At 42.4% G+C, this 24,192-nt stretch carries 23 protein-coding genes; 14 read left to right on the forward strand and 9 right to left on the reverse strand.

The genetic code is table 11. From position 1 onward, the window contains the following. Positions 1-31: 31 nt before the first annotated feature. Complete coding sequence (locus AC04MM_RS08365) at positions 32-874, forward strand: hypothetical protein (RefSeq protein WP_475379892.1); 843 nt, start codon at positions 32-34, stop codon at positions 872-874. A 57-nt stretch (positions 875-931) separates the two neighbouring features. Here the strand turns inward: AC04MM_RS08365 and AC04MM_RS08370 are convergent, their stop codons facing one another. Next, positions 932-1,282, reverse strand: a complete 351-nt coding sequence (locus tag AC04MM_RS08370; RefSeq protein WP_475379893.1) for a Crp/Fnr family transcriptional regulator — start codon at positions 1,280-1,282, stop codon at positions 932-934. A 25-nt stretch (positions 1,283-1,307) separates the two neighbouring features. Further along, the gene (locus AC04MM_RS08375; protein ID WP_475379894.1) at positions 1,308-1,898 is read right to left on the reverse strand and encodes a hypothetical protein; all 591 of its coding nucleotides are present in this window, start codon (positions 1,896-1,898) and stop codon (positions 1,308-1,310) included. 125 nt (positions 1,899-2,023) lie between these two features. On the opposite strand from AC04MM_RS08375, the gene miaB reads away from it, so the two are divergent. From miaB to AC04MM_RS08405, 6 genes are all read left to right on the forward strand, one after another. Next, on the forward strand, positions 2,024-3,433 hold the full coding sequence (gene miaB, locus AC04MM_RS08380) for a tRNA (N6-isopentenyl adenosine(37)-C2)-methylthiotransferase MiaB (RefSeq protein WP_475379895.1): 1,410 nt from the start codon (positions 2,024-2,026) through the stop codon (positions 3,431-3,433). Continuing rightward, positions 3,433-3,984 (forward strand): bifunctional nuclease family protein, encoded by a 552-nt coding sequence (locus tag AC04MM_RS08385; protein ID WP_475379896.1) that lies wholly within the window; start codon positions 3,433-3,435, stop codon positions 3,982-3,984. The genes miaB and AC04MM_RS08385 overlap by 1 nt, the downstream gene beginning before the upstream one ends. Beyond that, positions 3,984-4,484: a gamma carbonic anhydrase family protein gene (locus AC04MM_RS08390; protein ID WP_475379897.1), complete on the forward strand. Its 501-nt coding sequence runs from the start codon at positions 3,984-3,986 to the stop codon at positions 4,482-4,484. Before AC04MM_RS08385 ends, AC04MM_RS08390 begins: the two co-directional genes overlap by 1 nt. 69 nt (positions 4,485-4,553) lie before the next feature. Continuing rightward, positions 4,554-6,017, forward strand: a complete 1,464-nt coding sequence (gene guaB, locus AC04MM_RS08395) for an IMP dehydrogenase (protein ID WP_475379898.1) — start codon at positions 4,554-4,556, stop codon at positions 6,015-6,017. 9 nt (positions 6,018-6,026) lie between these two features. Further along, positions 6,027-7,565: a glutamine-hydrolyzing GMP synthase gene (gene guaA, locus AC04MM_RS08400; protein WP_475379899.1), complete on the forward strand. Its 1,539-nt coding sequence runs from the start codon at positions 6,027-6,029 to the stop codon at positions 7,563-7,565. 62 nt (positions 7,566-7,627) lie between these two features. Then, on the forward strand, positions 7,628-9,229 hold the full coding sequence (locus AC04MM_RS08405; protein WP_475379900.1) for a mechanosensitive ion channel family protein: 1,602 nt from the start codon (positions 7,628-7,630) through the stop codon (positions 9,227-9,229). 7 nt (positions 9,230-9,236) lie between these two features. Here AC04MM_RS08405 and cysK read toward each other — a convergent pair whose 3' ends face one another. Continuing rightward, positions 9,237-10,241, reverse strand: coding sequence for a cysteine synthase A (gene cysK, locus AC04MM_RS08410; RefSeq protein ID WP_475379901.1), 1,005 nt, complete (start codon positions 10,239-10,241; stop codon positions 9,237-9,239). Between the two features lie 153 nt (positions 10,242-10,394). On the opposite strand from cysK, the gene dnaE reads away from it, so the two are divergent. The 4 genes from dnaE to AC04MM_RS08430 all read left to right on the forward strand — a co-directional run bounded on the left by dnaE (position 10,395) and on the right by AC04MM_RS08430 (position 16,105). Beyond that, positions 10,395-13,943 (forward strand): DNA polymerase III subunit alpha, encoded by a 3,549-nt coding sequence (gene dnaE / locus AC04MM_RS08415; RefSeq protein ID WP_475379902.1) that lies wholly within the window; start codon positions 10,395-10,397, stop codon positions 13,941-13,943. Between the two features lie 22 nt (positions 13,944-13,965). Beyond that, positions 13,966-14,940 (forward strand): hypothetical protein, encoded by a 975-nt coding sequence (locus AC04MM_RS08420; RefSeq protein ID WP_475379903.1) that lies wholly within the window; start codon positions 13,966-13,968, stop codon positions 14,938-14,940. After that, positions 14,921-15,583 carry a lipoyl(octanoyl) transferase LipB gene (lipB, locus tag AC04MM_RS08425; protein WP_475379904.1) on the forward strand — a complete coding sequence of 221 codons (663 nt, stop codon included), beginning with the start codon at positions 14,921-14,923 and terminating at the stop codon, positions 15,581-15,583. The genes AC04MM_RS08420 and lipB overlap by 20 nt, the downstream gene beginning before the upstream one ends. Before the next feature lie 102 nt (positions 15,584-15,685). After that, the gene (locus tag AC04MM_RS08430) at positions 15,686-16,105 is read left to right on the forward strand and encodes a hypothetical protein (RefSeq protein ID WP_475379905.1); all 420 of its coding nucleotides are present in this window, start codon (positions 15,686-15,688) and stop codon (positions 16,103-16,105) included. Between the two features lie 29 nt (positions 16,106-16,134). On the opposite strand, the gene AC04MM_RS08435 is transcribed toward AC04MM_RS08430, so the two are convergent. From AC04MM_RS08435 to AC04MM_RS08455, 5 genes are read right to left on the reverse strand one after another with little or no spacing between them, the layout of a single operon-like run. Continuing rightward, a complete protein-coding gene (locus tag AC04MM_RS08435) occupies positions 16,135-16,881 on the reverse strand; it encodes an ABC transporter ATP-binding protein (RefSeq protein WP_475379906.1) in 747 nt (248 codons plus the stop codon). Between the two features lie 24 nt (positions 16,882-16,905). Beyond that, the gene (locus AC04MM_RS08440) at positions 16,906-18,534 is read right to left on the reverse strand and encodes an ABC transporter permease (protein WP_475379907.1); all 1,629 of its coding nucleotides are present in this window, start codon (positions 18,532-18,534) and stop codon (positions 16,906-16,908) included. Positions 18,535-18,536: 2 nt separating this feature from the next. Continuing rightward, positions 18,537-19,529: an extracellular solute-binding protein gene (locus AC04MM_RS08445; protein WP_475379908.1), complete on the reverse strand. Its 993-nt coding sequence runs from the start codon at positions 19,527-19,529 to the stop codon at positions 18,537-18,539. A gap of 2 nt (positions 19,530-19,531) precedes the next feature. Next, a complete protein-coding gene (locus AC04MM_RS08450) occupies positions 19,532-20,602 on the reverse strand; it encodes a glycerophosphodiester phosphodiesterase (protein ID WP_475379909.1) in 1,071 nt (356 codons plus the stop codon). A gap of 31 nt (positions 20,603-20,633) precedes the next feature. Next, a complete protein-coding gene (locus AC04MM_RS08455) occupies positions 20,634-21,410 on the reverse strand; it encodes a patatin-like phospholipase family protein (RefSeq protein WP_475379910.1) in 777 nt (258 codons plus the stop codon). Positions 21,411-21,484: 74 nt separating this feature from the next. Here AC04MM_RS08455 and AC04MM_RS08460 point away from each other — a divergent pair, with 74 nt between their 5' ends. The 3 genes from AC04MM_RS08460 (at position 21,485) to AC04MM_RS08470 (ending at position 23,713) form a co-directional block, all read left to right on the forward strand. Beyond that, the gene (locus AC04MM_RS08460; protein WP_475379911.1) at positions 21,485-22,423 is read left to right on the forward strand and encodes an alpha/beta hydrolase; all 939 of its coding nucleotides are present in this window, start codon (positions 21,485-21,487) and stop codon (positions 22,421-22,423) included. Positions 22,424-22,727: 304 nt separating this feature from the next. Next, positions 22,728-23,114: a hypothetical protein gene (locus AC04MM_RS08465; protein WP_475379912.1), complete on the forward strand. Its 387-nt coding sequence runs from the start codon at positions 22,728-22,730 to the stop codon at positions 23,112-23,114. A gap of 257 nt (positions 23,115-23,371) precedes the next feature. After that, positions 23,372-23,713 (forward strand): hypothetical protein, encoded by a 342-nt coding sequence (locus AC04MM_RS08470; protein WP_475379913.1) that lies wholly within the window; start codon positions 23,372-23,374, stop codon positions 23,711-23,713. A 125-nt stretch (positions 23,714-23,838) separates the two neighbouring features. Here the strand turns inward: AC04MM_RS08470 and AC04MM_RS08475 are convergent, their stop codons facing one another. Further along, positions 23,839-24,042, reverse strand: a complete 204-nt coding sequence (locus AC04MM_RS08475) for a helix-turn-helix domain-containing protein (RefSeq protein ID WP_475379914.1) — start codon at positions 24,040-24,042, stop codon at positions 23,839-23,841. Positions 24,043-24,192: the final 150 nt, after the last annotated feature.

Here is a 24,192-nt window from a genome sequence, read left to right on the forward strand (position 1 = left end):
CGCTATTTTGTATATTCATCAGGAGTACTCGGTGGCTAAATCGATAGTTAAAAAGATTGCGTCTAAAATTAAAGCAAAAGTAGCGGCTAAACCCGTTGCGAAGGCTAAACCTGCAGCAAAAACTGTAGTAAAAGCCAAAGTTCAGGCAAAAGTAGCCGCTAAAGCGGCAGCCAAGCCTGCAGCTAAAGCGAAAGTTGTTCTTAAAAAAGAGGCTAAAACTGTTGTTAAGAAGGCCGAAGCTCCGAAAAAAGTTGAAACCAAAGCGGTAGTGGCTGAGAGCGTTAAACCGACTAAGGCTGACGCTAAGCTTAAAACTAAATCAAAAAAAGCTGAGAAAAAAACGACTGACGATGATGATGATTTTTCGTTTGATGATAATTTCGGCGATTCAGAAATCTCTGACTATGAAGACGATTTAAAAGACGTCGAAGAAGTTGATGAAGAAGAAAACCTAGATGTCTTGGATGAAGAAGAAGAAGAGCAGAAGGATGAAGAGATTTATCTGACTGATTCTGAAGGCCGTCGCTTATGCCGCGTGCGTGATTGTGACCAGGTCGCCAATGTTGAAGGTTACTGCCGGTACCATTATTTATTACTTTGGAAGCGAATTCAGATCAGAAAAGCTATCTTACAAGATGGCAAACTAGAGAAATATGTTGAGGATTTAACATCACGTTATCCGGATAAGTTCTTAGAAATGATCAAGAAAGATCTTAAGTCTGAGAAAGAATTTTTATCAGCGATCCAAGAACTTGAGATCGACGAGTCGGCACTTAACGAAATCGACGGCAGCGACGAAGAAACACAAAGCTTTGCCGATGAAATCCGGGGTATTGGCGAAGCGCCAAGCATGGATGAAGACGGGGATTATTAGTAAAAAAAAGGAAGCTTTAAGCTTCCTTTTTTTTTATATCTAAACTTTAAATCAAAATTATTTCTTCGACAGTTGTTCGGTCGTTTTGCGTAAGTTGTCAGATAGCGTACGCATGACAATTTTTACCCACGCCGGTAATTTATCTAACTGCTCGAGAAGGTTTACGTACGGTAGCACCACCACGACAGAGTCCTGGTTGGCTTTGATGGTCGCGGATCTTGGTTTTAAATCGAATAGCGCCATTTCGCCGATCAGTTGACCATCTTTAGCTTCGCTGACTTTTACGTCTTTGCCTTCGATTTTTTTGATGATGTCAAAGCCGCCTTTTTTGACGACGTACATGTTGTCTGGGATTTCTCCCTCGTAAAAAAGCACGGTGTCTTTTGGAATCTCACGGACTTCAGCCATACAACAATGGTGACTGATAATTTAGCTAGTGTAAATCATCCTTTTTCTTTTTTTTGAACATTTGCGGTTCTTGACCTAAGCCTTCGGCAAATTCGTCGAATTCTTCTTCGGTAGCGTCTAAAATGTCGCTGGATTTTTCGTCGTCAGCATTTTTTAGAACGCCTTCGTCATCAGCCAGACCTAATAGCTTGTTGGCTTCAGCCTCAAGGTCTGGGTTTTCGGTCGAGTGCTGGATCCAAACTTTTTTGCCGTCAAAGTTGGTCTCAGTCCATGTGTACGGAAGCTCCAGATCCTGATTGTTTTCAAAGTACTCGGCAACCAGTGAGGCCAGCGCATCTACAGCGATCGAAATCGTTTCAAAAACCTTGTTTTCGTCTTTTGCCGGATTTGGCGGCAGATCTACCGAAGCTTCAAAGTTAAAATGCTTAAGTTCGCCTTTAGAGTGAAGCCCGATGCGTAGCGTTATTTCTTTCTGATAAATGCGGCCGTCGACTGATAGGCTCATGGTTTTTCCCAGCTGTTTTTCGAAATTCTGCACAAAAACTGATCTGATTTGCTCGCTAAACTCCTGAGGGAAAGCGGTCCATTTTTGGCTGATTTTATAACGTGGGTTCATGCACTAATCCTATTCTTGTAAACAAGCTCTTTACTACACGGTAGTCGATCATTGTTTGACTGTGACAGAGAGGTTTTTTATACCTCTTGTCTTACGTTTCATAACCTAAAAAGGATGAGCTCGCAATGACGGATGTCAATGTCACGACACAAGATAATTCAATCAATATCCCAAAGAACTACTTAAACAATGATGTGGGTTTAGGTCGCGGCGTTTATATTTCTACATACGGCTGTCAGATGAATGTGAATGACACAGAAAGAATGCACACTCTTTTAGAGATGGCTAATTTTTCTCCGGTGCAAACTCCGGAAGAGGCCTCTTTGATCATCATCAATGCCTGTTCAGTACGTGAAAAACCGGTTCACAAAGTTTATTCAGAAGTCGGTACTTTTAAAAAATTAAAAGAGAAAAACCCTGGCTTAAAAATCGGTGTCGGCGGTTGTGTCGGCCAGCAGGAAAAAGATAATCTCATCAAAAATCAACCGTTAATCGATTTCGTTTTCGGAACAGACAATATCGATAATCTGCCGAACTTAGTTTCACAGGTCTTTGAGACCGGCACTAAAGCGGTGAATGCAAAATTTGAACACCGTGCTCCTTATCACGTTGAAACTTTGGTTCGTAATCCGGGAGTTTCTACTTTTGTAAACATCACTAAAGGCTGCGATAATTTCTGTACGTTCTGTATCGTTCCGTACACTCGTGGCCGTGAAAAATCACGCCCGTTGTCGCATATTCTTTTAGATGTGCGCACGCTGATCCAGCGTGGTGTAAAAGAAGTTACTCTTCTTGGCCAGAATGTAAATTCATACAAATCTGAAGATGGTCATGACTTTGCTGATCTACTTAAAAAAGTTGCGCTCGAGACTGACATTGAGCGTATCCGGTACACAACATCACACCCTAAAGATTTTAATGAAAAGCTTATGCATGTGATGGCTGATCATCAGGATAAAATCTGTGAATATGTTCACCTTCCGTTTCAGTCTGGCAGCACCAAGATTTTAGATCGTATGAACCGTAATTATACGCGTGAAGAGTATATTGCTAAGATCAACCAGATGAAAAAAATCATCCCGAATTTAGTTCTCTCAACTGATATTATCGTTGGTTTTCCGGGCGAAACTGAAGAAGATTTTAATGATACAGTTCGAATGGTTGAAGAAATTGGTTATGAAACCATTTTTGCTTTTATGTATTCGCCACGCCCTTTTACAAAAGCGGCTAAATTCGAAGACCAGGTGGCTGAAGAAGTTAAAAACCGCCGTTTAAACCACTTATTCGATGTTCATGATAAATTAGCATTTGAATTGGTGGCCAAATACACCGGCCAGACTTTAAACGTGCTTGTCGAAAGTGTTAACGAGCAAGGTAAAGCCTTCGGCCGCAGCACGCAGAATAAATCAGTGTATTTCTTAGGCTCTAAAGAGTTAATCGGTAAAACTGTTCCGGTGCGTATCATGACTTCAACACCGAACGTACTTCGCGGGGAGCTTGTCGGCTCAGCCGCAGGAATGCAACAGGTTCAGTAATGGTTGTAGATTATCAGCTTAAGGCAGATTTTTTATTTAACTCTCAGCAGGACGAAAAATTTAATTTCGATGATGATGATTTAGTTGAATTAAAGCCGTACGGTTTAAGCCTGGATAACAACACGTCACGTCCGTTTTTAATTTTAAAAGACGCGCTCGGTGAGCACACATTGCCGGTTGCCGTTACGCAGATTGAAGCCGGTGTTACACTTTCGCAATCTAATCAAACTCAGATAGCGACGACGCCGCATGCTTTTTTAGAAAAGTTACTGCAAAGCCTGGATATTAAGATTGAACGCTGTGTGTTTATCGAAATTACCGGTAACCACCAGTACGTACGCATTTTCATGAACGGTCATCCCAGATACCAAAGCATAAAAGTTCGCGCTGATGAGGCGATGAGTTTATGTCTGCATTTAAAGGTTCCGTTTTTTGCGACCAGATCTTTTATTCAGAAGTCAAAAATTATGTCGACCAGCTCAATGGATGAAACGGCCCACATCGTTATGCAGCAGCGTAATGTTGCGGTTAAAAAGGAACTTCTTCACTAATGATCGTCGAAGCGCGTGGTAAAAAACCAATCTTAGGTGAGGATGTTTTTGTCGCTGATAACGCCCGTATTATCGGCGATGTGGTTTTAGGTAATCATGCCTCTGTTTGGTATAATGTTACAATCCGCGGTGATGTCATGCCGATCACGATCGGGGCCGAGACCAATATTCAAGACGGTTCGGTCTTGCATGGTACCTACGGTAAGTTTGCTTGTAAAATTGCCGAGCGGGTAACGATTGGTCATAACGTGATTCTGCATGGCTGTACTATCGGCCGTAAGTGTTTAATCGGTATGGGTTCGATTGTGATGGATGGTGCCGAAATCGGTGAACATTCGGTTGTCGGTGCTGGAAGTTTAGTCACTGAGGGTAAGAAATTTGAGCCCTATTCTTTAATTGTGGGGCGCCCTGCGGTGTTTAAACGTCGACTCACCTCAGAAGAAATCAGGTTCCTCGACCAGTCAGCGGATAATTATTTGCTCTATAAAAGCTGGTATTGATAGAATTTTGAGTACAGTAAATGCATCCGCTACCGGATGCGCAACCTTGACAGTAGGGGTACTCAAATCATGTCAACCAGACCTTTCGACCTAGCATTAACCTTCGATGATATTTTATTGGTTCCACAATTTTCTGAAGTGGTTCCCACTGAAGTTGTTCCTAAAAGTCATTTTGCTAAAGATATATTTTTAAACGCACCGGTGATCTCTGCCGCAATGGATACTGTGACCGAACATCGTATTGCCAGAATCATGGCTCAAAACGGTGGCTTAGGCATTATCCATAAAAATATGTCAATTGAAGATCAGGCTTTTCAAGTTGAGAAAGTTAAAAAATATGAATCAGGTATGATTCAAGATCCGATCACTCTTTCGCCGGATCATTATGTTTCTGAAGCCTTACAGATGATGGCCAAGTATTCGATCTCAGGGGTTCCTATCACCAGCCAAGGCAAGCTTGTCGGAATCCTGACTAATCGCGATTTACGTTTTGAAAACAATGTCAATCAGCCGATTAAAAACATCATGACAAAAGAAAATTTAGTGACTGCTCCTGAAGGAACTACCTTAGAAGACGCAAAAAAAATCTTACAAAAACACCGTATCGAAAAATTGCCGGTTGTGAATAAAGAAGGTGTGTTAAAGGGATTAATCACCATCAAAGATATCGAAAAATCAAAGGCCTTTCCGCAATCAACCAAAGATACGCAAGGCCGTCTTATTACGGGTGCGGCAGTTGGCGTAGGGCAGGGAAGCACAGACCGCGTAGATGCTTTGATCGCAAGTAAAGTCGACGTGCTTTGTGTTGATACAGCCCATGGACATTCAAAAAACGTGATTGAAATGGTTAAATATGTTCGCAGTAAATATAAAGACGTGGTTCTTGTTGCCGGCAATGTCGTAACAGAAGAAGCTACAAAAGTTTTAATTGAATGTGGTGCTGATGTTGTGAAAGTCGGTGTTGGTCCCGGCAGCATCTGTACAACACGTGTAGTGGCCGGCGTCGGTATGCCGCAAATTTCTGCGGTGATGAAATGTTCTGCGGTAGCAAAAAAATTAGGTAAAACAATCATTGCCGATGGCGGTATTAAATATTCAGGAGACGTCACTAAAGCCTTAGCCTTAGGTGCAAACTCGGTCATGATCGGAAATCTTTTAGCCGGCGCCGAAGAATCACCGGGTGAAACGGTATTGTACCAGGGCCGTACATATAAAGTTTATCGTGGTATGGGTTCATTGGGAGCCATGGCTCAGGGTTCAAAAGACCGGTATGGCCAGATGGATACAGCTGAAGAAGATAAACTGGTACCAGAAGGTATCGAAGGAAAAGTTCCTTACAAAGGAAGTGCCAGCGGTATCATTCATCAACTTGTAGGTGGTTTAAAATCAGGTATGGGTTACCTGGGTGCGAGAAACATTGAAGAATTGCAGGCAAAGGCTCAGTTTGTTCAGATCACAAGTTCTGGTCTTAAAGAATCGCATGTTCATGATGTTAGTATCACTAAAGAAGCTCCGAATTACAGAATGGAATAATGTTAAATTATGTTACAGCACTCAAAAGTATTGATTTTAGATTTTGGTTCACAAGTGACGATGTTAATCGCCCGCAGATTACGTGAACTCGGTTATTACAGCGAAATAAAAAGTTACCAAACAGACATTGCAGAAATTAAACTTTTTAAACCCGATGCAATTATCTTAAGTGGCGGCCCTTTTTCGGTTTATGAAAAAGAATCGCCGACCAAAGATGTTAAAGAAGTTTTAGAAGTCGCTCCGGTTTTGGGGATCTGTTACGGCATGCAGCTGTTGGCTCACCAGATGGGAGGCGCGGTTGAATCAGCAAAGCACCGCGAGTACGGCCATAAGCCGGTTTCGTTTAAAAAATCTTTTAATAATATCCCAAACAAAGTTAACGTGTGGATGAGTCACGGCGATGTGGTCACAAAGATCCCTTCTGGTGCCGAGCTTTTGTGTAGCACTGAAGATCACATTGCCGGATTTTACTCTGACCGATACTGGGCTTTGCAATACCATCCTGAAGTTTCGCATTCTGAATATGGTAAAGAAATTTTACAGGCTTTCTTAGAAAACTTTAAAGTTAAAGCCGACTGGAATGCAAAGTCATTAGTCAGTGAATGCACAGACATGGTTTTGAAAACTGTGGGTCCCACAGATCATGTGCTGTGTGCGCTTTCGGGCGGGGTGGATTCAAGTGTAGTGGCTACACTTTTAACCAAGGTTTTAGGTGCCGAGCGGGTGCACTGTGTTTTTATCAATAACGGCTTGCTGCGCTTAAATGAATTTGAAAACGTTTTGAGCCAGTATAAAAAAATCGGTCTTAATGTTCATGGTGTTGATAAAGAAAAAGAATTCTTATCAGCACTGGCTAATCTGACTGATCCCGAGAAAAAACGAAAAGCGATTGGTAAAACTTTTATTGATGTGTTTGATCAGGTGATTGCCGATGAATTAAAACACGCCGGTGGCAAAATTAAATTCCTGGCCCAGGGCACACTTTATCCAGATGTCATTGAATCTGTGTCGAGTGTTGGTGGCAGTGTCACGATTAAATCGCATCACAATGTGGGCGGCCTGCCTGAGAAAATGAATCTTAAGCTGGTTGAACCGGTTCGTTATTTATTTAAAGACGAGGTTCGTAAGCTGGGTTTAGAGCTTGGACTTCCGCAAGAGATGATCGGCCGCCATCCGTTTCCGGGGCCTGGATTAAGTATCCGCGTGATTGGCGAAGTCACTAAAGAAAAACTAGAGATCTTAAAGAAAGCCGATGATGTGTACATTTCGGCACTTCGCCGCGAAGGTTTTTATGATCAGATCTGGCAGGCGTTCTGCGTGATTTTGCCGGTGCAAACCGTAGGGGTCATGGGAGACGGTCGTACCTACGACTCTGTTCTGGCCTTAAGAGCCGTGACTTCCATTGACGGGATGACTGCTGACTGGTTTGATTTTCCGTCAGGCTTTTTGAAAAAAGTTTCTAACGAAATCACCAACAAAGTTAAGGGCATTAACCGTGTGGTTTACGATGTTACATCAAAGCCGCCGGCAACGATTGAATGGGAATAGTTAAATATTTTAACGCGTTATCTTAGGTTGATTTTAATCTGGTCATCGCTCAGCATCTGAGTATGACTAAAGTATTTATTCTCGTTCAAATCGTTTTTCTGTTATTTACAAGTTTGGCCAATGCACAAATCTGTATGCCAGTGAAATTTAATAGTGAAGAGTTAGCCTGTTTATCGCGTGGTTTTGGTTCGATCTCCCTTGAACAGCGTATTCAGAATATTGAACTTAAAATTGAAAATTTGGCGAAAGATTATTCAGCTGATATGGCAAATCTTGAAGTTATTGCTGAGGATGAACATAGTTTTACAGTTCAGTATAAAGACAACAAGTTAATTAATCTATCGATAAAGGATAAAAAAACCGATAGCGAAGATCTGCAGGCCACGGCGGAAGCCATTAAAGCCAAGATCAGTGAAGGGGTTATTAAGTACCGCGTTTCTCGAAGCCCCGAAAAAATCTTATTAGGGGTACTTTGGACTGTTTTAGCTAGCTTGGTTCTGTATCTGTTAATCAACATCACTTCACGTGTTTATAGATTTGCTGAAAACAAGGTGATCTCATTTTCAGAGAAACTGGGGGACAATAAGCAATCTAAGATATTTCAGGTTGTACCGGTCTTCCGTGTTAGACAGCTTTTAACAAGTTTGTTTCAAGGCCTGCGCTTTCTGGTTGTTCTGACATTGTTTTATTTTTACATACCATTAGTTTTAAGTTTTTTTCCGTGGACTGCCAAATTTGCGCCACAGATTATTGAATTTATCGTCGAACCTTTTAAGAAGATATTTTCGGTTGTAATTGGTTATGCACCGAATGTTTTTTATATAGTTGCAATCCTGATCTTTACACGCTTTTTAGTAAAATTGGTAAAAGTCTTTTTTGATGAAATTGAGTACGGTACAATCAGTTTTGATAACTTTCATAAAGACTGGGCGGCCCCGACTTTCTCACTGGTGCGCGGACTTATGTACGCAATCAGTCTTGTGATGATTTTTCCATACTTGCCCGGCTCAAGTTCGCCGGCATTTCAGGGGTTGTCGGTGTTTTTGGGGGTACTTGTCTCTTTCGGTTCGGGGTCGTCGATTGCCAATATTATTTCGGGGATTGTAATTACTTATATGCGTCCATTTAAAATCGGTGACCGCGTGCGGATTTCCGATACCCAGGGTGATGTCATTGAAAAAAACTTTTTGGTTACGCGTATCAGAACTATTAAAAATGTCGACATCACGATTCCTAATTCGATGGTTCTTGGAAGTCATATCGTCAATTTTAGTTCAACTGCAGAGCATCAAGGCCTTATCTTAAATACTACAGTCACCATCGGTTATGATGTGCCATGGAAGTTGGTGCACGAGCTGCTACTGAATGCTGCCGCGAATACCGATGATATCGATCAATCACAAAAGTCATTTGTTTTGCAGACGGCACTGAATGATTTTAATGTGGCTTACGAGTTAAATGCCTATACTCGCCATTCGCATCGTATGGCTAAGGTGTACTCGGATTTACATAAAAACATTCAGGATAGCTTTAATCAAGCCGGTGTGGAGATTATGTCGCCAAATTATTTTGCTATCAGAGATGGTAACGATGTGACTATTCCGGCTAAGCATCGCGGTTCTGATTACACCAGGCCGTCATTTAACGTAAAAATTCAGCCCTAAATTTCAGTTAGATACTTTCTTGTACCGGAACTTTTTTTAAATACTCGTCGCTAACGGTTGTAGTCACCAGTGCTTGCGCCTGTGAGCGTTCGGGATCTGCCAATAACGTTGATAGGTATCTTTCCGAATAACTCGGGACAACGACAACAATGTTTTTACCCTTGTTCTCCTCTAGGGCCGCAAGCTTTAAGCCCACCGCGATGGCAGCACCAGAGCTGATACCGACCGGGATGCCTTCAGTCTTGATCACTTTTTTCGCCATTGCCAGAGACTCCTCACTGGATACCTGTTCAATGCGGTCAATGATTTTCGTGTTTAGAACCGGCGGGATAAAACCAGCCCCGATGCCTTGAATCTTGTGCGGTTCTGGTTTTCCGCCGCTTAACACCGGGCTTTCTGTCGGCTCGACGGCGACCATTTTAATGTTGGGATTTTTTTGTTTTAAAACTTTTCCAACGCCGGTGATGGTGCCGCCGGTGCCAATGCCAGAGACGACGATGTCGACTTTTCCATCGGTGTCGCTCCAGATTTCAAGAGCCGTCGTTTTTTCGTGTATAGAGGGGTTATCGGGGTTTTCAAATTGGCGCGGCATAAAGAAGTTTTTGTCGCTATCGGCAAGTTCCATCGCTTTAGCAATGGCTCCGCGCATACCTAACGGGCCAGGTGTTAAAATTAATTGCGCACCTAAAAGTAATAACAACGTTCTTCGTTCTTGCGACATAGTTTCGGGCATCACCAGCGTGATTGGATAACCTTTGGCCGCGCAAACAAAAGCCAGTGCAATGCCGGTATTGCCGCTGGTTGGTTCGATGACTTTCATGCCTTGTTTAAGTTTTCCGGAGCTTTCGGCCCCTTCAATCATATTTAGTCCGATGCGATCTTTGACTGAACCTAAGGGGTTAAAAAATTCTAACTTTAATAATAGCTCAGCTTTTAAGCCCTGATTAAGGCGTTGAAGCTTAACAAGTGGGGTATTGCCGATGGTTTTGGTGATATCCGAATAAATTTTCATAAGTGGCGTCTCCTGATAAGCAAAATTGCTGCTTTAATAATCTAAATCACAGGCAGATTAGCTGCAATAGTGCATAAACTTTAAACTACATAATACACCGCATAAGGTGCTGGATGTTTTGAAACATAACACTCGTAAAAGTATATTCAGGGGATGTCCTACAGCCACTTACATGTCCATTCTGAGTATTCTCTTTTAGAGGCCTCGTGCCGGGTTAAAGCGATCGCAAAAAAGGCGGCTGAATACCAACAGCCATCAGTGGCTTTAACTGATTATGGTAACATGTTCGGCGCGATCGAATTTTACTTTGCCTGCAAAGATAAAGACGTAAAACCAATTCTAGGCCTTGAGGCATATATCGCCCCGGGGTCCCGTTTGGAGAAAAAACAAGATCCAAATGCAAAATATTCCGAGATCGCGTTAGGACCACAGCGTTTAGTTTTTCTGGCGCAAAATCTGGAAGGCTATCAAAATCTTTGTAAATTATCTTCGGTCGGCTACCAAGAAGGTTTCTACTGGAAGCCGCGTATTGATTACGATATTTTAAAAGACTACGCACAAAATTTAATTTGCTTAAGCGGAACCTCCCGCGGCGAAGTGATCGGGACGCTGTTAAAAGAAGGCCCTGAGGCAGCTCTAGCGAAAATTCGTAAGCTTAAAGAATTATTTGATGACCGTTTTTATTTAGAACTGTCGCGCACTCTGCCGCAGGGGAGTGAACAGCAGAAGACGATTAATAATTTTATTTTAGAGGCTTCTAAAATCTGCAGCGTGCCGATCGTGGCCTCGAATGATGTGCATTATCTCACGCAAGATGATCAGATTGCCCAGGAAGTTTTGGTTTGTATCGGTTCAAATAAAACTTTGTCTGATGAATCCCGTTATAAACTGGGAAGCTCTGAGTTTTATTTTAAAAACACAGAAAGCATGACGAAATTGTATTCTGATATTCCGGAAGCAATTTCCAACACGCAGGTGATCACCGAGCGCTGCAATGTTAAATTCAAACTTAAAGATGATTCTGGTAAGGCGATATATCATTTACCTAGTTTTCCGACCGCTGAAGGGCGTACGGTTAAAGAAGAGATCGCGTATCACGCGACCGAGGGATTAAAAGTCCGCTTTGAAGAATTAAAAAACGTGGGCTCCGAAGTGCCGGAAGAAAAAAAACCGGAGTACTTTAAACGTTTAGAGTACGAATTATCGATTATTGATCGCATGGGTTTTAACGGTTACTTCTTAATCGTCCAGGATTTCATTAACTGGGCGAAAAATCGGGATATCCCGGTCGGGCCTGGTCGTGGATCCGGTGCGGGTTCTTTAGTCGCCTACAGTTTGCGTATTACCGATTTAGATCCGATTCCAAATTTTCTGCTTTTTGAGCGTTTCTTAAATCCAGAACGTATCTCGATGCCCGATTTTGATATCGACTTCTGTCAGGACCGCCGCCAAGAAGTAATTCAGTACGTAACTGATAAGTACGGCTCAGAATCAGTTTCACAGATTATCACCTACGGTAAGTTACAAACACGTGCCGCACTGAAAGACGTGGGCCGTGTATTAGGTATGACTTTCGCTGAAGTCGATGTCGTATCAAAATTAATACCGGATAAATTAGGGATCACGCTTACCGATGCCCTGGCCGCCGAGCCGCGTATCCGTGAAGCGATGGAGATGAATCCGACCGTGCAAACTCTTGTTGAGCTGGCACTTAAGGTTGAAGGTTTAGTCCGTCACGCGGGTATCCATGCCGCGGGTGTTATTATTGCCGATGGCAGCCTGGTTAAACATGCACCGATGTATAAAGGTGCAGATGATGAGAACGTCGTTCAGTACGACATGAAGCATGCCGAGAAAATCGGTTTAATTAAGTTCGACTTCTTGGGGTTAAAAACATTAACTCATATCCACCATGCTTTAAAGCTTGTTAAACAAAATCGTGGGCTGGAAGTGTTGGAAAAAAACATTCCGATGAACGATCCTAAAATCTATGAACTTTTATCCCGTGGGGATACGGCCGGCGTTTTCCAGTTCGAGGGTGAGGGGATCACTGACGCTACCAGAAAAATCAAGCCGACAAGCTTTGCCGACATCACCGCGATCACCTCGCTGTATCGTCCGGGCCCGATGGCGAATATCCCAGAGTTTACCAAGCGTAAACACGGGGAAGCTCCGGTAGAATATCTATTGCCTGATACCAAACAGGTTTTGGAAGAAACCTATGGGATTATGGTTTACCAAGAGCAGGTTATGGGTATCGCTTCTATAATTGCCGGATACAGCTTAGGCGAAGCGGATATGCTTCGTCGTGCGATGGGTAAAAAGATTAAAGAAGAAATGGATAAACACCGCGAACGCTTCATGAAGGGGGCGTTAGAGCGAGGCCATGATAAAGATAAGTCAAATGAACTGTTTGATTTGATGTATAAGTTTGCTGATTACGGTTTTAATAAATCGCACGCGGCAGCTTACTCGGTAATTACGGCGCAAACGGCGTGGGTAAAACACCATTACCCGGCAGAATTTTTTGCCGCCTTATTATCAACCGAGGTCGGTGACACGGATAAAGTTGTTAAGTACGTCAAAGATGCGCAAAAGCGCGGTTTGGTCGTAAAAGCTCCGCACGTGAATTTCTCTGATTACCTGTTTTCGGTAAAGGGCGAAGAGATTTACTTCGGACTTGGCGGTATTAAAGGTGTCGGCCAGGCAGCGGTTGATGCAATTATCGAGGCGCGCGACCGCCAGCCGGATAAAAAGTTTGCTAATCTGGATGAATTTTTTGAAAACGTCGATTTACGCCGTGTGAATAAAAAAGTGATCGAATGTATGATCAAGGCCGGGGCTTTTGATGGCTTTGGCTTACACCGTGCCCAGCTTTTTTCCGGATATACAAAATATCTCGATTACGCTGTAGGCGCGCAAAAAGATAAAGACGTCGGTCAGGTAAGTCTTTTTGATATAGGTGGCGAAAAACAGTCGATCAAATTAGAAGACGCAAAACCGTGGTCACGTACACAGTCGCTATCTTATGAAAAAGAAGTTTTAGGCTTTTATTTAAGTGATCACCCGTTGCGCGGTTTTGAAAAATTAGCCAAAGTTTGGACGACCTGTGAAATCGTAGATCTTCCAAAACACGACCTTTCGCCGGAAGAAAAAGCCGCCCAAGCAGCAAAAGCTGAAAGTGGTAAATGGAACCGCTTTCAGAAAGATACGAAAAAGCGCGTGATCATTGCGGGGTTGATTATTGAAAACCGCGAGATGATCACTAAAAAAGGCACCCGCATGGCATTTGCCAAAGTTGAAGACTTAACAGGTACTGCCGAGCTTGTGATCTTTCCGGATACGTTTGCAAAATGCGGCCATTTTTTAAAAGATGAAAGACCATTACTCATCGGTGGCGGTTTAGAAGTCGAAGAAGGGGCTGCTAAAATTATCGTTGATAATATTGCTCCTTTTGATGAGATCATGAAAAAAACCAAACGTGTGTCGTTTAGACTGGATAAACTAGAGCCCAGCGATTTTGAAAAATTAGATACTATCCTTGATACCTTCCAGGGTGAAACCAGCGTGCGCCTGGTCTTAAGTCTTAACGAAAAAACAGTTGAGATGCAGCCAGATGCTCCTAAACGCATTCAGATCTCGGATGCATTTTTTGAAGAGGTTCATCAGGTTTTTGGTCGCACAGACTTTATTGAGATCTGATTTTGAGGTAAGATTTAAGCATATGAAAAAGTCAGCTTTATCTTATGTAAGTGCTCTGAATTTATTGGTTTTTGTATTTACCGGTTGTGCCGCCTTGGCGCCGATGACTGATGAAACAAAAGCCAATGAGCCAGTTGCGATCCGCCGTAAAATCAAAGATGTTGATTATCGTTCCGGTTCAGACGACAAAGCGTTAAAAAAACGTTTAGTGGTTTTACCTTTCTTAGATAAAGAAAGTCTTAAGCGCCCGGAGACAGCCAGAAAAAATGCCCGCGAAGCTTTTATTAACGATCTGAATTTAAGTGAAAAATTTATCGTCATGGATTCTGAGCAGTTAACGGTGAATCCTGACAACTACATTAAAAATGATGAATATGATTTAAAGCGTTTAGCCCAAGATTCACAAAAATCCGGAGTTAACTCGATTATCGAAGGACAGATCATTGATGTGCGGTTGCAGAAAAAAGCTGATCAGATTGGCTTAGTCAGAAACGTTGAAGCAACATACGAAGTTGTGGTGCGTTTAAGAATCCAGAGTATCCGTACCGGCCAGGAGATTTTTCATACGGTAAAAACCGTGACTCTTGAAGATAAAAATACCCGTGTTGCCGAACGCGCATCTGAAGATCAGATCTTCTTAAAAAATCCTGAGTTAGTTGAAATTCTTATTAAAGATGCTTTTTTGGATTTCTCGCAGCAGATTCAGCAGGCCATGGATGAAGTGACCTGGGAAGGCCGTATCGCCCATATCCGAGGCGATAAAATCTATTTAAATGTTGGGCGTATTTCGGGCGTTCAGGTCGGTGACTTATTGAAAGTTGTCGAAGACTCTTCTGAAATTTATGATCCGGAAGTGGGTTATAATTTAGGAAAAGTCGACGGACGCACCAAAGGGACATTAGAAATCATCAGCTACTTCGGTAATGACGGTGCAGTTGCGATAGTGCATTCCGGTGCTGGATTTAAAGAAAGTGACCGTGTCGAAGTTTTTCAATAGTGTAGAAGCACAGTATTTAGGATTGGTCGAATTTAGCGCTGCCTTAGAGCTGCAGCATCAGTATCACGCCAAAGCTTCAGCCGATAACAAAACATACATTCTTGGGTTAGAACACCCGTTGGTCATGACCTTAGGGGTACGTGCGCATAAGCTTGATATCAAGAGTTTAACGGCAAAACCATGGACTGCTCCGGTGGTTAAAGTTTCACGCGGGGGGTTGGCAACTATCCACAACCCGGGTCAATTGGTTATTTATCCCATTGTAGATCTAAAAAAACATGGTTTGTCGGTGAAGAATTTTGTGCAGACGTTGTTTTCAGCTACACAAAATACTTTTAAAGAACTCGGCGTAGATTCGACTTCGGATCTGTGTGACCAGCCCGGTGTTTATACGAAGGATGGAAAAATTGCATTTTGCGGTTTGCAGATTAAAAACGGGATTACGTTACACGGTTTAAGCATTAATATTCAAAACGACATTTCGGTTTTTACCGATGTTGAGTCCTGTGGAGTGGCTGCGCCTCAGATTGACTCTCTCAAAAATCACGGTGTGGCTTATTCGCCACGTGAGTTCTTTGATCTATGGTTAAAGCATTTTAATCTTGATACGGCCAAAACGCTTTCTAACGCTACCTGCGGTTAGCGCATTAAATTAATTTTAGTTCTTTTTCATTAGCTCTCAATCTGCTTCCTGTAGCATGATTACTAACAGGGTCGTGTCGATGACCCGCGGAAGGATAGAACTATGTTCAAGAGTTTAATTTACACATCACTGGTAACAACAACACTGTTTGCACAAGCTACTGCGGCCGACGATTATGTTGAAGTAAAAGGCGGGCGCTACAAGGGGGAGAAAGTTGTCTATATCGATTTAGGATCTGAGTCGAAATCCTCGCGCCGTGATTTAGAAAAACGTATTTACCGTCTGGAAAAAGCAGTTCGTCAGCTGCAAGAACGTGTTTTTGAGTTAGAGATTGAAAACGGTGAGCTTAAAGATGACAAAGTTAAAAAAACGACTTGTTATATCAAAACCAACAGTAAAGGTGTTTTTTCAGCGACGCAAAAATCAATGACTCAGGCTAAAGCTGAAGCCATGCAAAAATGCAGCGAAGTGATTAAGTTTGGTTTTGAGTGTGAGGAAGATAAAGTAAAGTGTGGCGAGTAAGCCGCGCTTTACAAAACAGCTTATCTGAACTATTCGCCTGATTTGATAAAATCGGCCACAAATGCTGAGACCGGGTTTTTCTGGATTTCAGCCGGTGTGCCGATTTGTTCGATTTTGCCGTGATTCATCACCACCACTTTATCACTCATCTGAAAAGCTTCTTTTTGGTCGTGAGTCACATACACCATGGTAAGCTTTAGATCCTGTTGGATTTTTCTGATATCTTTGCGCATTTTCTCGCGCAGTTTCGCATCTAAATTCGATAACGGCTCGTCTAATAACAAAATTCTCGGACGCATCACCAGGCCACGTGCTAAAGCCACGCGCTGTTGTTGGCCGCCAGAAAGCTCATGGGATTTGCGGTTTTCTAAACCGACCAGCTCTACGGTCTTTAAAATGTGTTCAACGTCCGATTTAATCTGTTCTTTGGCTAGCTTTTTTAATTTCAGCGGGTAGGCGACGTTATCAAAAACATTCATGTGTGGCCAGACAGCGTATGACTGAAACACCATACCGACATTGCGTTTTTCAGGTAACATAAAACTTTTGTTTTGCGGGTCTGAGACCACATCAGAATCAAAATAAATTTTTCCGTGAGAATTTTCTTCAAGGCCTGCAATCATTCGTAAAGTCGTGGTTTTGCCACAGCCTGAAGGGCCTAAGAAGCTAACGAATTCACCGTTTTCAATAGTTAAATTTATTTCTTTAACAGCCCAGTTAGAGATCGGTCCGGTGTGATATTGTTTGCCGACATTTTCAAAAACAACTTTACTCATCAGTCACTCCATATGCCTTCGGCACTATAAACCGTAACGGCCTTTAGATAAAACTTTTAAACTGAAATTTAGAATCAAAATAAATACCACTACGATCACTGACAGTACCGAAGCACCGCCTCCGCCCATATCGGAATACTCCTGCAACGAAAAAATCAGTGTGCCAATGGTTTCTAAACCCGGGCCAGTCAGAAGAATTGTCATGGTCAGTTCACTTAACACCGGCATGAAGACTAAGAACATTGAAGCAATCAAGGCAGTTTTCAGTAACGGCATATAGATGGTGCGCATGATGGTCCACCAACCGGCACCTGAGATGCGCGCGGCTTCTTCCAGTGAAGGGTGAATCTGTTGATAGCCATCACCTACGGTTTTGATACTTAAACTCAGGTATTTAACCACGTAGGCTAGTAAAATTAAAAATAACGTATTATACAGCGAAGGGCCGATGCCGAAAAAGCCCTGGCTAAACGATAGAATAAAGGCCAGCGCTAAAACCGTACCCGGGGTTGAAAACGGCAGGCTGGCGATCACCGAAGCTAAAGTTCTTCCGTGCCACTTGGTGCGGTAATTGAAATAATTGAAAATAAAAGCAAATGCGGTGCAGATAATAGCCGCACCAAAACCCAGCATTAATGACTGGCGAAGGGCCCGTGCGGTTTCTTCGGTTTGAAACAGCACGCGCGCAAAATTATTTAAGGTAAGGGCTGACAGGTTCCAAGAACCCTGTACCGAGCTTAGCGCTGAAAGCAATACGCCTGATAACGGTAAGATAAAAATAATTAAAAGCAGAATACTTAAGCCTACGGTAACCGGAATTTTCCAGTTGTTCAGAGGCACTAACGACGGGCGGGCTGTTTTTCCGCCGACGGTGTAGTTTTTGTTGCTGCCAAAAAACAATTGTGTCCCATAGAGTAAAATCAGCGTCGTAATGCCTAAAATCACTGACACCGCGATACTCATTTGTAAACCAGATGCAGTTCCCATGCGTTGGTAAGTGTAAATCTGTGTAGTCATTAAATAGATCCTGGCTGGCCCGCCAATCAAGGCAGGCACGCCAAAACTTGCAGCGGTAGCCAAGAACGATAATAAAAATCCTGAGATAATCGCCGGGCGCAGTAACGGTAAAGCAATATCAATAAAGACACGTAAGCCGCTGGCACCAGAAAGTCGAGCCGCTTCTTCTAATGAAGAGTCCATCGAATCTAAAACCGTTAAAGCAGTTAACAGTACAAAGGTAAATAAAAAGCTGGTCTCAACCCAGATCAAGCCTGCGTAAGAATAGATATTTAAATTTAGGCCGAGCCATTGGTTTAAAACACCGCTGGTAGGATTTGCTAAAATAATCCAGCCGATGGCGCCGACAAATGGCGGGATCGCGTAGGGTAGGCAAAAGCCAGAGCGAAAAAACTTCTTAAACGGCAGATTAGTGCGGGTTAAAAGCCATGCCAGTGGTAAACCTAAAATCAGACATAAGACCCCGACCGCAAATGATACGATAAGAGTGTTTTTGATGGCCTTGATGGTATTTTCATTGGCGATGACTGTTTGAAAATCCGCGAGTTTCGGAACCAGATACAGGTAAACCTGCGGGCTTAAAAAAAGCGCCGCAAGTATGATCAGACAAATTCCGTAAACTATTTTTTTAAGCACGACTAGAAGATAATTTTAGCAAATTTATCTTTGATCTCGTCACGGGTTTTCATCGTCTCAGCGATAAACTCACGTGTCCAAGGTAAAGCGGTTGCTTCTAAAGTTTTGAAATCCGGTGCGCCGGTTGGCGCTGCTTGACCTGCAACTGATGGGTACATAAACGATCTGGCCATCGCGGCCTGGCCTTCGGGGCCAAACATCCAATCCGCGATCTTTTTGGTTTTTTCTTGGTCGCCATCTTTTTTAACGATTGCCAAAACATTAGATTGAATAACGGCTCCGTCTGTTGGAATAACCCATTTAATACGGGCATCAGTGGCCGTTAAACGCAAAATATTTTCTAGCAGTACAACGCCGACCGGACGCTCTTTTGACTGTAAACGGCGAACAACTCCAGAATTACCACCTTCAGAGATTACGTTGTTTTTGCGTAATTGCGTGAAATAATCCCAACCGTATTTTTTTGCCAAGAAAGCAACCGTGGTAAAGTTTGTACCAGAGGCCAGGGGGCTTCCCGTTGATACCTTATCTTTCCATTTCGCATCGCCTAGTTCTTTAAAAGATTTTGGCGCATCTTTTTCTGAAACCGCTTCTGAATTGTAAGCAATCACCATCACCGGAAAGCTTAATGTCGTGTAAAAACCTTCTGGGTGTTTGAAGAAGTCTTCAACTTTATCTGTGTTGACCGGTTTGTATGAGATTAATTTTTGCTGCGCGGCCATGTCTTCATACCAGAAACGGTCAGAAGAAATTAGAATGTCTGCCTGGATTTTGCCTGAAAGGTTTTCAGCCTGAACTTTTGCAGCGACTTCTTCTGAGCCCGCTTGGTAAAACTGCACATCTACATCAGGAAAAGCGGCTGCAAGTTTTGGTTGGATATCAGCGATAGTGTCTTTGTAAAGTGAGGTGTAAATCCAGACTTTGGTTTTTTCTTCTTTCTTCGTGCAAGAAAACGGAAGTAAAGCCATAAATGTCAGTAACATAATTCTTTTCATAACTATCTCTTTTCTTTTGGAGTTTGATTCTTTAAATAGTCTTCGCGTGCGCTAACCGCGTGATCCGGAAAATCTGAAAATACGCCATCAACACCTAAAGCAAAAAACTCTAAGTATTCGGCTTTCGGGTCTTTGTTATAGGCTTTGAGCAGGTATTTTTCGTCACTTCTAAAGGTGTACGGATGAACCAGAAGACCTACGCTATGAGCCAGTTTTACTAATTCGGTGGGTGCAAGTTTTTCTTCGCTTTGTTCACCGTTTTTACCGGTTACGATTCTGGTCGGCAGAATGTAGCGTTTATAAGGGCCGATACCGTCTGCGGTTTTTTTGATTTCTTTTAAGCCCGCAGCCGTCATTAAATCCATGTAAGTGCGTTTATCGCCAGAAGCCTGAAAGTCGGCTGGCACGACTTGTGGATCATCGATTAAAAAAACTAATTTATTTTTAGTTAATTTCTTAAGTTTTTTTAAGTTTGTTAATTCAAACGACTGGATAAATACCGGCGATGATTTTTTATTAAGTCCTGCAGCTTTTAACTCTTTAACCAGGGGTTCTTCTAATGCCAGATTGATGCTTTGAAAATAAGTCGGGTGTTTTGTTTCTGGATACAGTCCGATTGGGCGTTTTAGTTTTTTACTCTGGCTTTGAGCAAGTTCGATGACTTCTTTTAACGTCGGCACTTCGAATTGGCCGTTGTAAGACTGATCGCGAAAAGCCAGGCGCTCTTTGGCCCGTAAAGTTTTAATTTCTTTTAGTGTGAAGTCTTCGCTAAACCAGCCGGTGACCGCTTTGTCTTCAATGGTTTTAGTGGTTTTACGGTCCGGAAATTTCGTGGCAACATCGGTGGTTTCAGAAATTTCATTTTCATGGCGGGCAATCAAAACACCGTCTTTCGTGATCACCAGATCAGGCTCGATGTAATCAGCTCCTTGCTCAATCGCCAATTGATACGAGGCCAGGGTGTGCTCGGGGCGGTAGCCGCAGGCGCCGCGGTGACCTAGAACTAATGGCATGTCTTTAGCCCATGTTAGTAACGATGAAAACACGATCAGGCATGAAATAAATAATTGCATGCCGTAATTCAATTCTGAGGCTTCTACAGAGTCAAATTATTATTGTGTTGGGGATTTTCACGTCTTGCGCCATAGAGGGAACAAGCGCTAAATTTTCAACAGGGGATTCGAGCCATCTTTTGGTTTGTAAGTAAGACTGCTTGATGATCTCGCTACCGACATCAAGGCGGTTTGGGCCCGAGCGCGGAAGCTTAATAGGCTGATGTTCAAGGTAGTGCGAAAAGTTTTTTCTATGCACACGCTTAGATTCAAAGCCGTTGGTATCACCTAAGCTGTGGGCTACGACAAATTCGTTGCGATCTACACCGGATAAGCCCATTTTATCAGCGACTCCGCCATCTAAGTAAGTGCGCTGGTCTATTTTGACCGGATGAAACAGCCCCGGTACGGCACAAGAGGCCCGCACGGCTTTAGCGACTGAGCCGGTGGTCAGGGATCTGGTTTTAAAAGCAAAAACATCAAACGCTGAAATTTGCAGCGGAGTTTTGAGCTTGTTAAAGTCAGAGGCCATAAACTGTGCAAACAAGCGCTCCATTTTTTCACCGCGCACCAAACCAAAGCCTAAGCCTACATCCCAGAAGTCTGACTTTCTGATCTGGGTAAATTCTTTAGCCATATCTTTGGCGGTGAGGCCGCTGGCACTGCAGGCTGCGGTTAATGCGCCAGCGCTGCTGCCGACGAGCCTACGGGGGTGTAAGTTTTTTTCTTCGAAGGCCTGTAAAAAGCCCGCATGGGCAAAAAAGCCGAAAAATCCAGAACTTAGCGATAAAGTAAAAGGTTTTACGTGAAGAAGTTCAGTCTTAATCATAGGCATAAAAAATATCACCACCACCATTTAAAGTCGCTAGAAATAATTATGTTTTATGCCTAACATTATAGGTAATGAAACATTTAATACTGATCATAGCTTTGTTAGCGGCCGTTAACACTCAAGCCAACAGCTGTTGGGAAAACTTTAAGTTAGAGACCAAAACTCAGATGCAACAGCGTGAAAAGGTCTACCGAAGTTTAGATCGCAGTTTTAACCAGTTATCCGATCTGGCCAAAGCCTACACCAAAGACGGCGTAAAAGATGAATTGGTTATTTTACTTCATGGCTTTTTAGCAAACCCCAATGAACTCAAAACGATCGCTGATAGGATTAATCAGGCTGGTTACCCAGTCTATTCGGGTTTAATCCCCGGTTACGGCGGCACCGCAAAAATCGCTAATCAATATAAAAAAGAGCATTGGATTTCTTGGAGCCGTAAAGAAATCAAACGGGCGCAGATGTGTTTTTCTAAAATTCATCTGATCGGTTTTTCAACCGGTGCTACGATCTTTCATGATTATGTATCAACTCACCCCGAAGACAAAACCATTAGCTCGCTGGTTTTAATTTCAGTTTTTTTTAAGAATAAAACCATGTTTGATTGGCTTTTAGAGATCACCAGAGAATCAGGTATCAAAGAAGTGGGGATTAGCTGGGTGTTTAGCAAACTTCCAGTATCGGATGTGCGGGTGATCCAGCGCCACCCAGAAACTTATCTTCAGCGTGCGCCGGTAAAATCGATGTTTGAAGTGATCGACTTAGGAAAAATCAATCAGCGCCGCAAACTTGACTATAAACTAACGGTACCAACTCTAGGCGTAGTATCAGAAGAAGACTGGGTTGCCTCACCAACCAAACAAAAGCGCGTGCTCCGTAAAAACTTCGCCGATTTAGAATTAATCACCTATCGCCGACCAGGGCATATCCCGCATCAGATTATGATTCATGAGGTGAGTGCCGTCGCCGATCAAGTGCACGAACTGGTAATGGATTTCATTGAGCGCCATTAAAAGAATGTAACTGGTCTGTGAAGGAAAAAAAATGGTGCAGCCTACAGAACTCGAATCTGTGACCTCTTTGGCGGTCTGCTCGTTTTTTCGGTACATTCACTAGTAGTTTTAATAGTAATGCGCTTGAAAAAGCGGCTGAAGGCGTCGATAATTTTAACAACGGTTTAAAGCCTGACGGAGAATTTTGATCATGGCGGGGCAACTTTAGTGTCATCTAGTCCTCATTCAAATGGCTACGTGTCACCACCACAACCCACTCCTCTTCCGAATAGTCCACCATTGTTTAAACATTAAGGAGCAAAGAATGATAGAGATTACACCAAAAATTTTTGCCCCAAATTTCGCTTCGTTTCTCTTTAGGAGGGTGCAGGGAGGTAACGGGGTTTCCAGAAAAGCACTACTAATAGCTTTCTTGATTTTTGTAATGTTGTTTTTTTTAGCGCTTTCATTAGGACAACATGAGCTAGCTTTAAGAGGTATTCAAGAGCGGATTTTTGCCGCGGTAATTATCACTCTGGCTTTCTTTTGTATTCTGACAGTGATCGTTGTCGTTTCAGGGTATTTTTTTCTTTGGCCGAATAAATGGATGTGCGAAGATAAGGCGATAAGCGTAACAAAACTTTTTTCTCAATATGACTTAGATTATCATCAAATTGATCGAATTGTGCTAGAGTCGCCACATTGTGCGTGACTGTTTTTTAAAGATCCTAACTCGAATCTCCTTATCAGTACGAACTGGTATGGTTCATCAAGAAACGATTGGCTAGTATTTATAAAATTTTTGAACGATCGAGTTTCAGTTAGTAATAAAATTGGTGTGATTTATTCAGATGGATTTAAGCTCATAGAAAAGAAAATGAATACGGCAGAAGAAGCATATGATTTTGTTGAAAAAAGATTTCCAAAACTTTTATTTGATCATCTGGATAAGAAGAGTTAGTAGAGTCTGTGGCAAATCTGTACAACAATATTTTTATTGAAAAAGTAGGCGAGAAAGATAAATTTGAAATTTTATATCAAAAATGCGCACTATGTTTGGATCTTATCGACCTAGATATTTGGCGTCACAAATCCTTCAGCAAAACGTTTGCTTTTATTTTAGAAGATGCATTGGAGTACTGCTATGAGGTTTATCCTAAAAAAGATTTCGGAGTGCTTCAGCTTAATAGGTCTCCCAGGAACCACGCTCAAGATATAAAACAAGGTCGCTTGGATATAGATTCGGCTAAGTTATTAATCTCTAGATTGCAGAATGATTTAGAGTTGCAAATTTCTTTAAGTGAAGTCTAAAGGGTATTGTTATTTTTAAGTGATGTTAGCTATGCTTAACTTACCCTAATTTCCCACTTTTCTTCTTATAAACCTTGTCTTCAATAGCGCGCTTAGAGTCCAAGACCATTAGCTATACGATCTTTTTAGCGATCAGCATCCGATATGTCTAGCGCTAATTGAAAACAATGTGACGGGGGAGCGCAGGTGCCACGCTCCCAGTTAGATACAAACTGCACGTGAACTTTAAGCTTTGCAGAAAGCTCAGCTTGGGTAAGACCAAGTGAAAGGCGTCTAACTTTTAAATACTGTCCTAAATTTTGAAATTCTACCTTCATGGCCCTACTCATTAATGATGATTGTCCAAGAACTACTATTTTATGTCTGTAGTAGTTTTTCTTAAGTGATTTTTATCTAAAATTCGCCTTGTTCGTTTCTTAACACCATACATTTTTTACCTAAATTGCAAGGTTTTGCATGGTATTTTTAAGCTATTCTCA

The sequence above is a fragment of the Bdellovibrio sp. SBM16 genome (assembly GCF_056175625.1).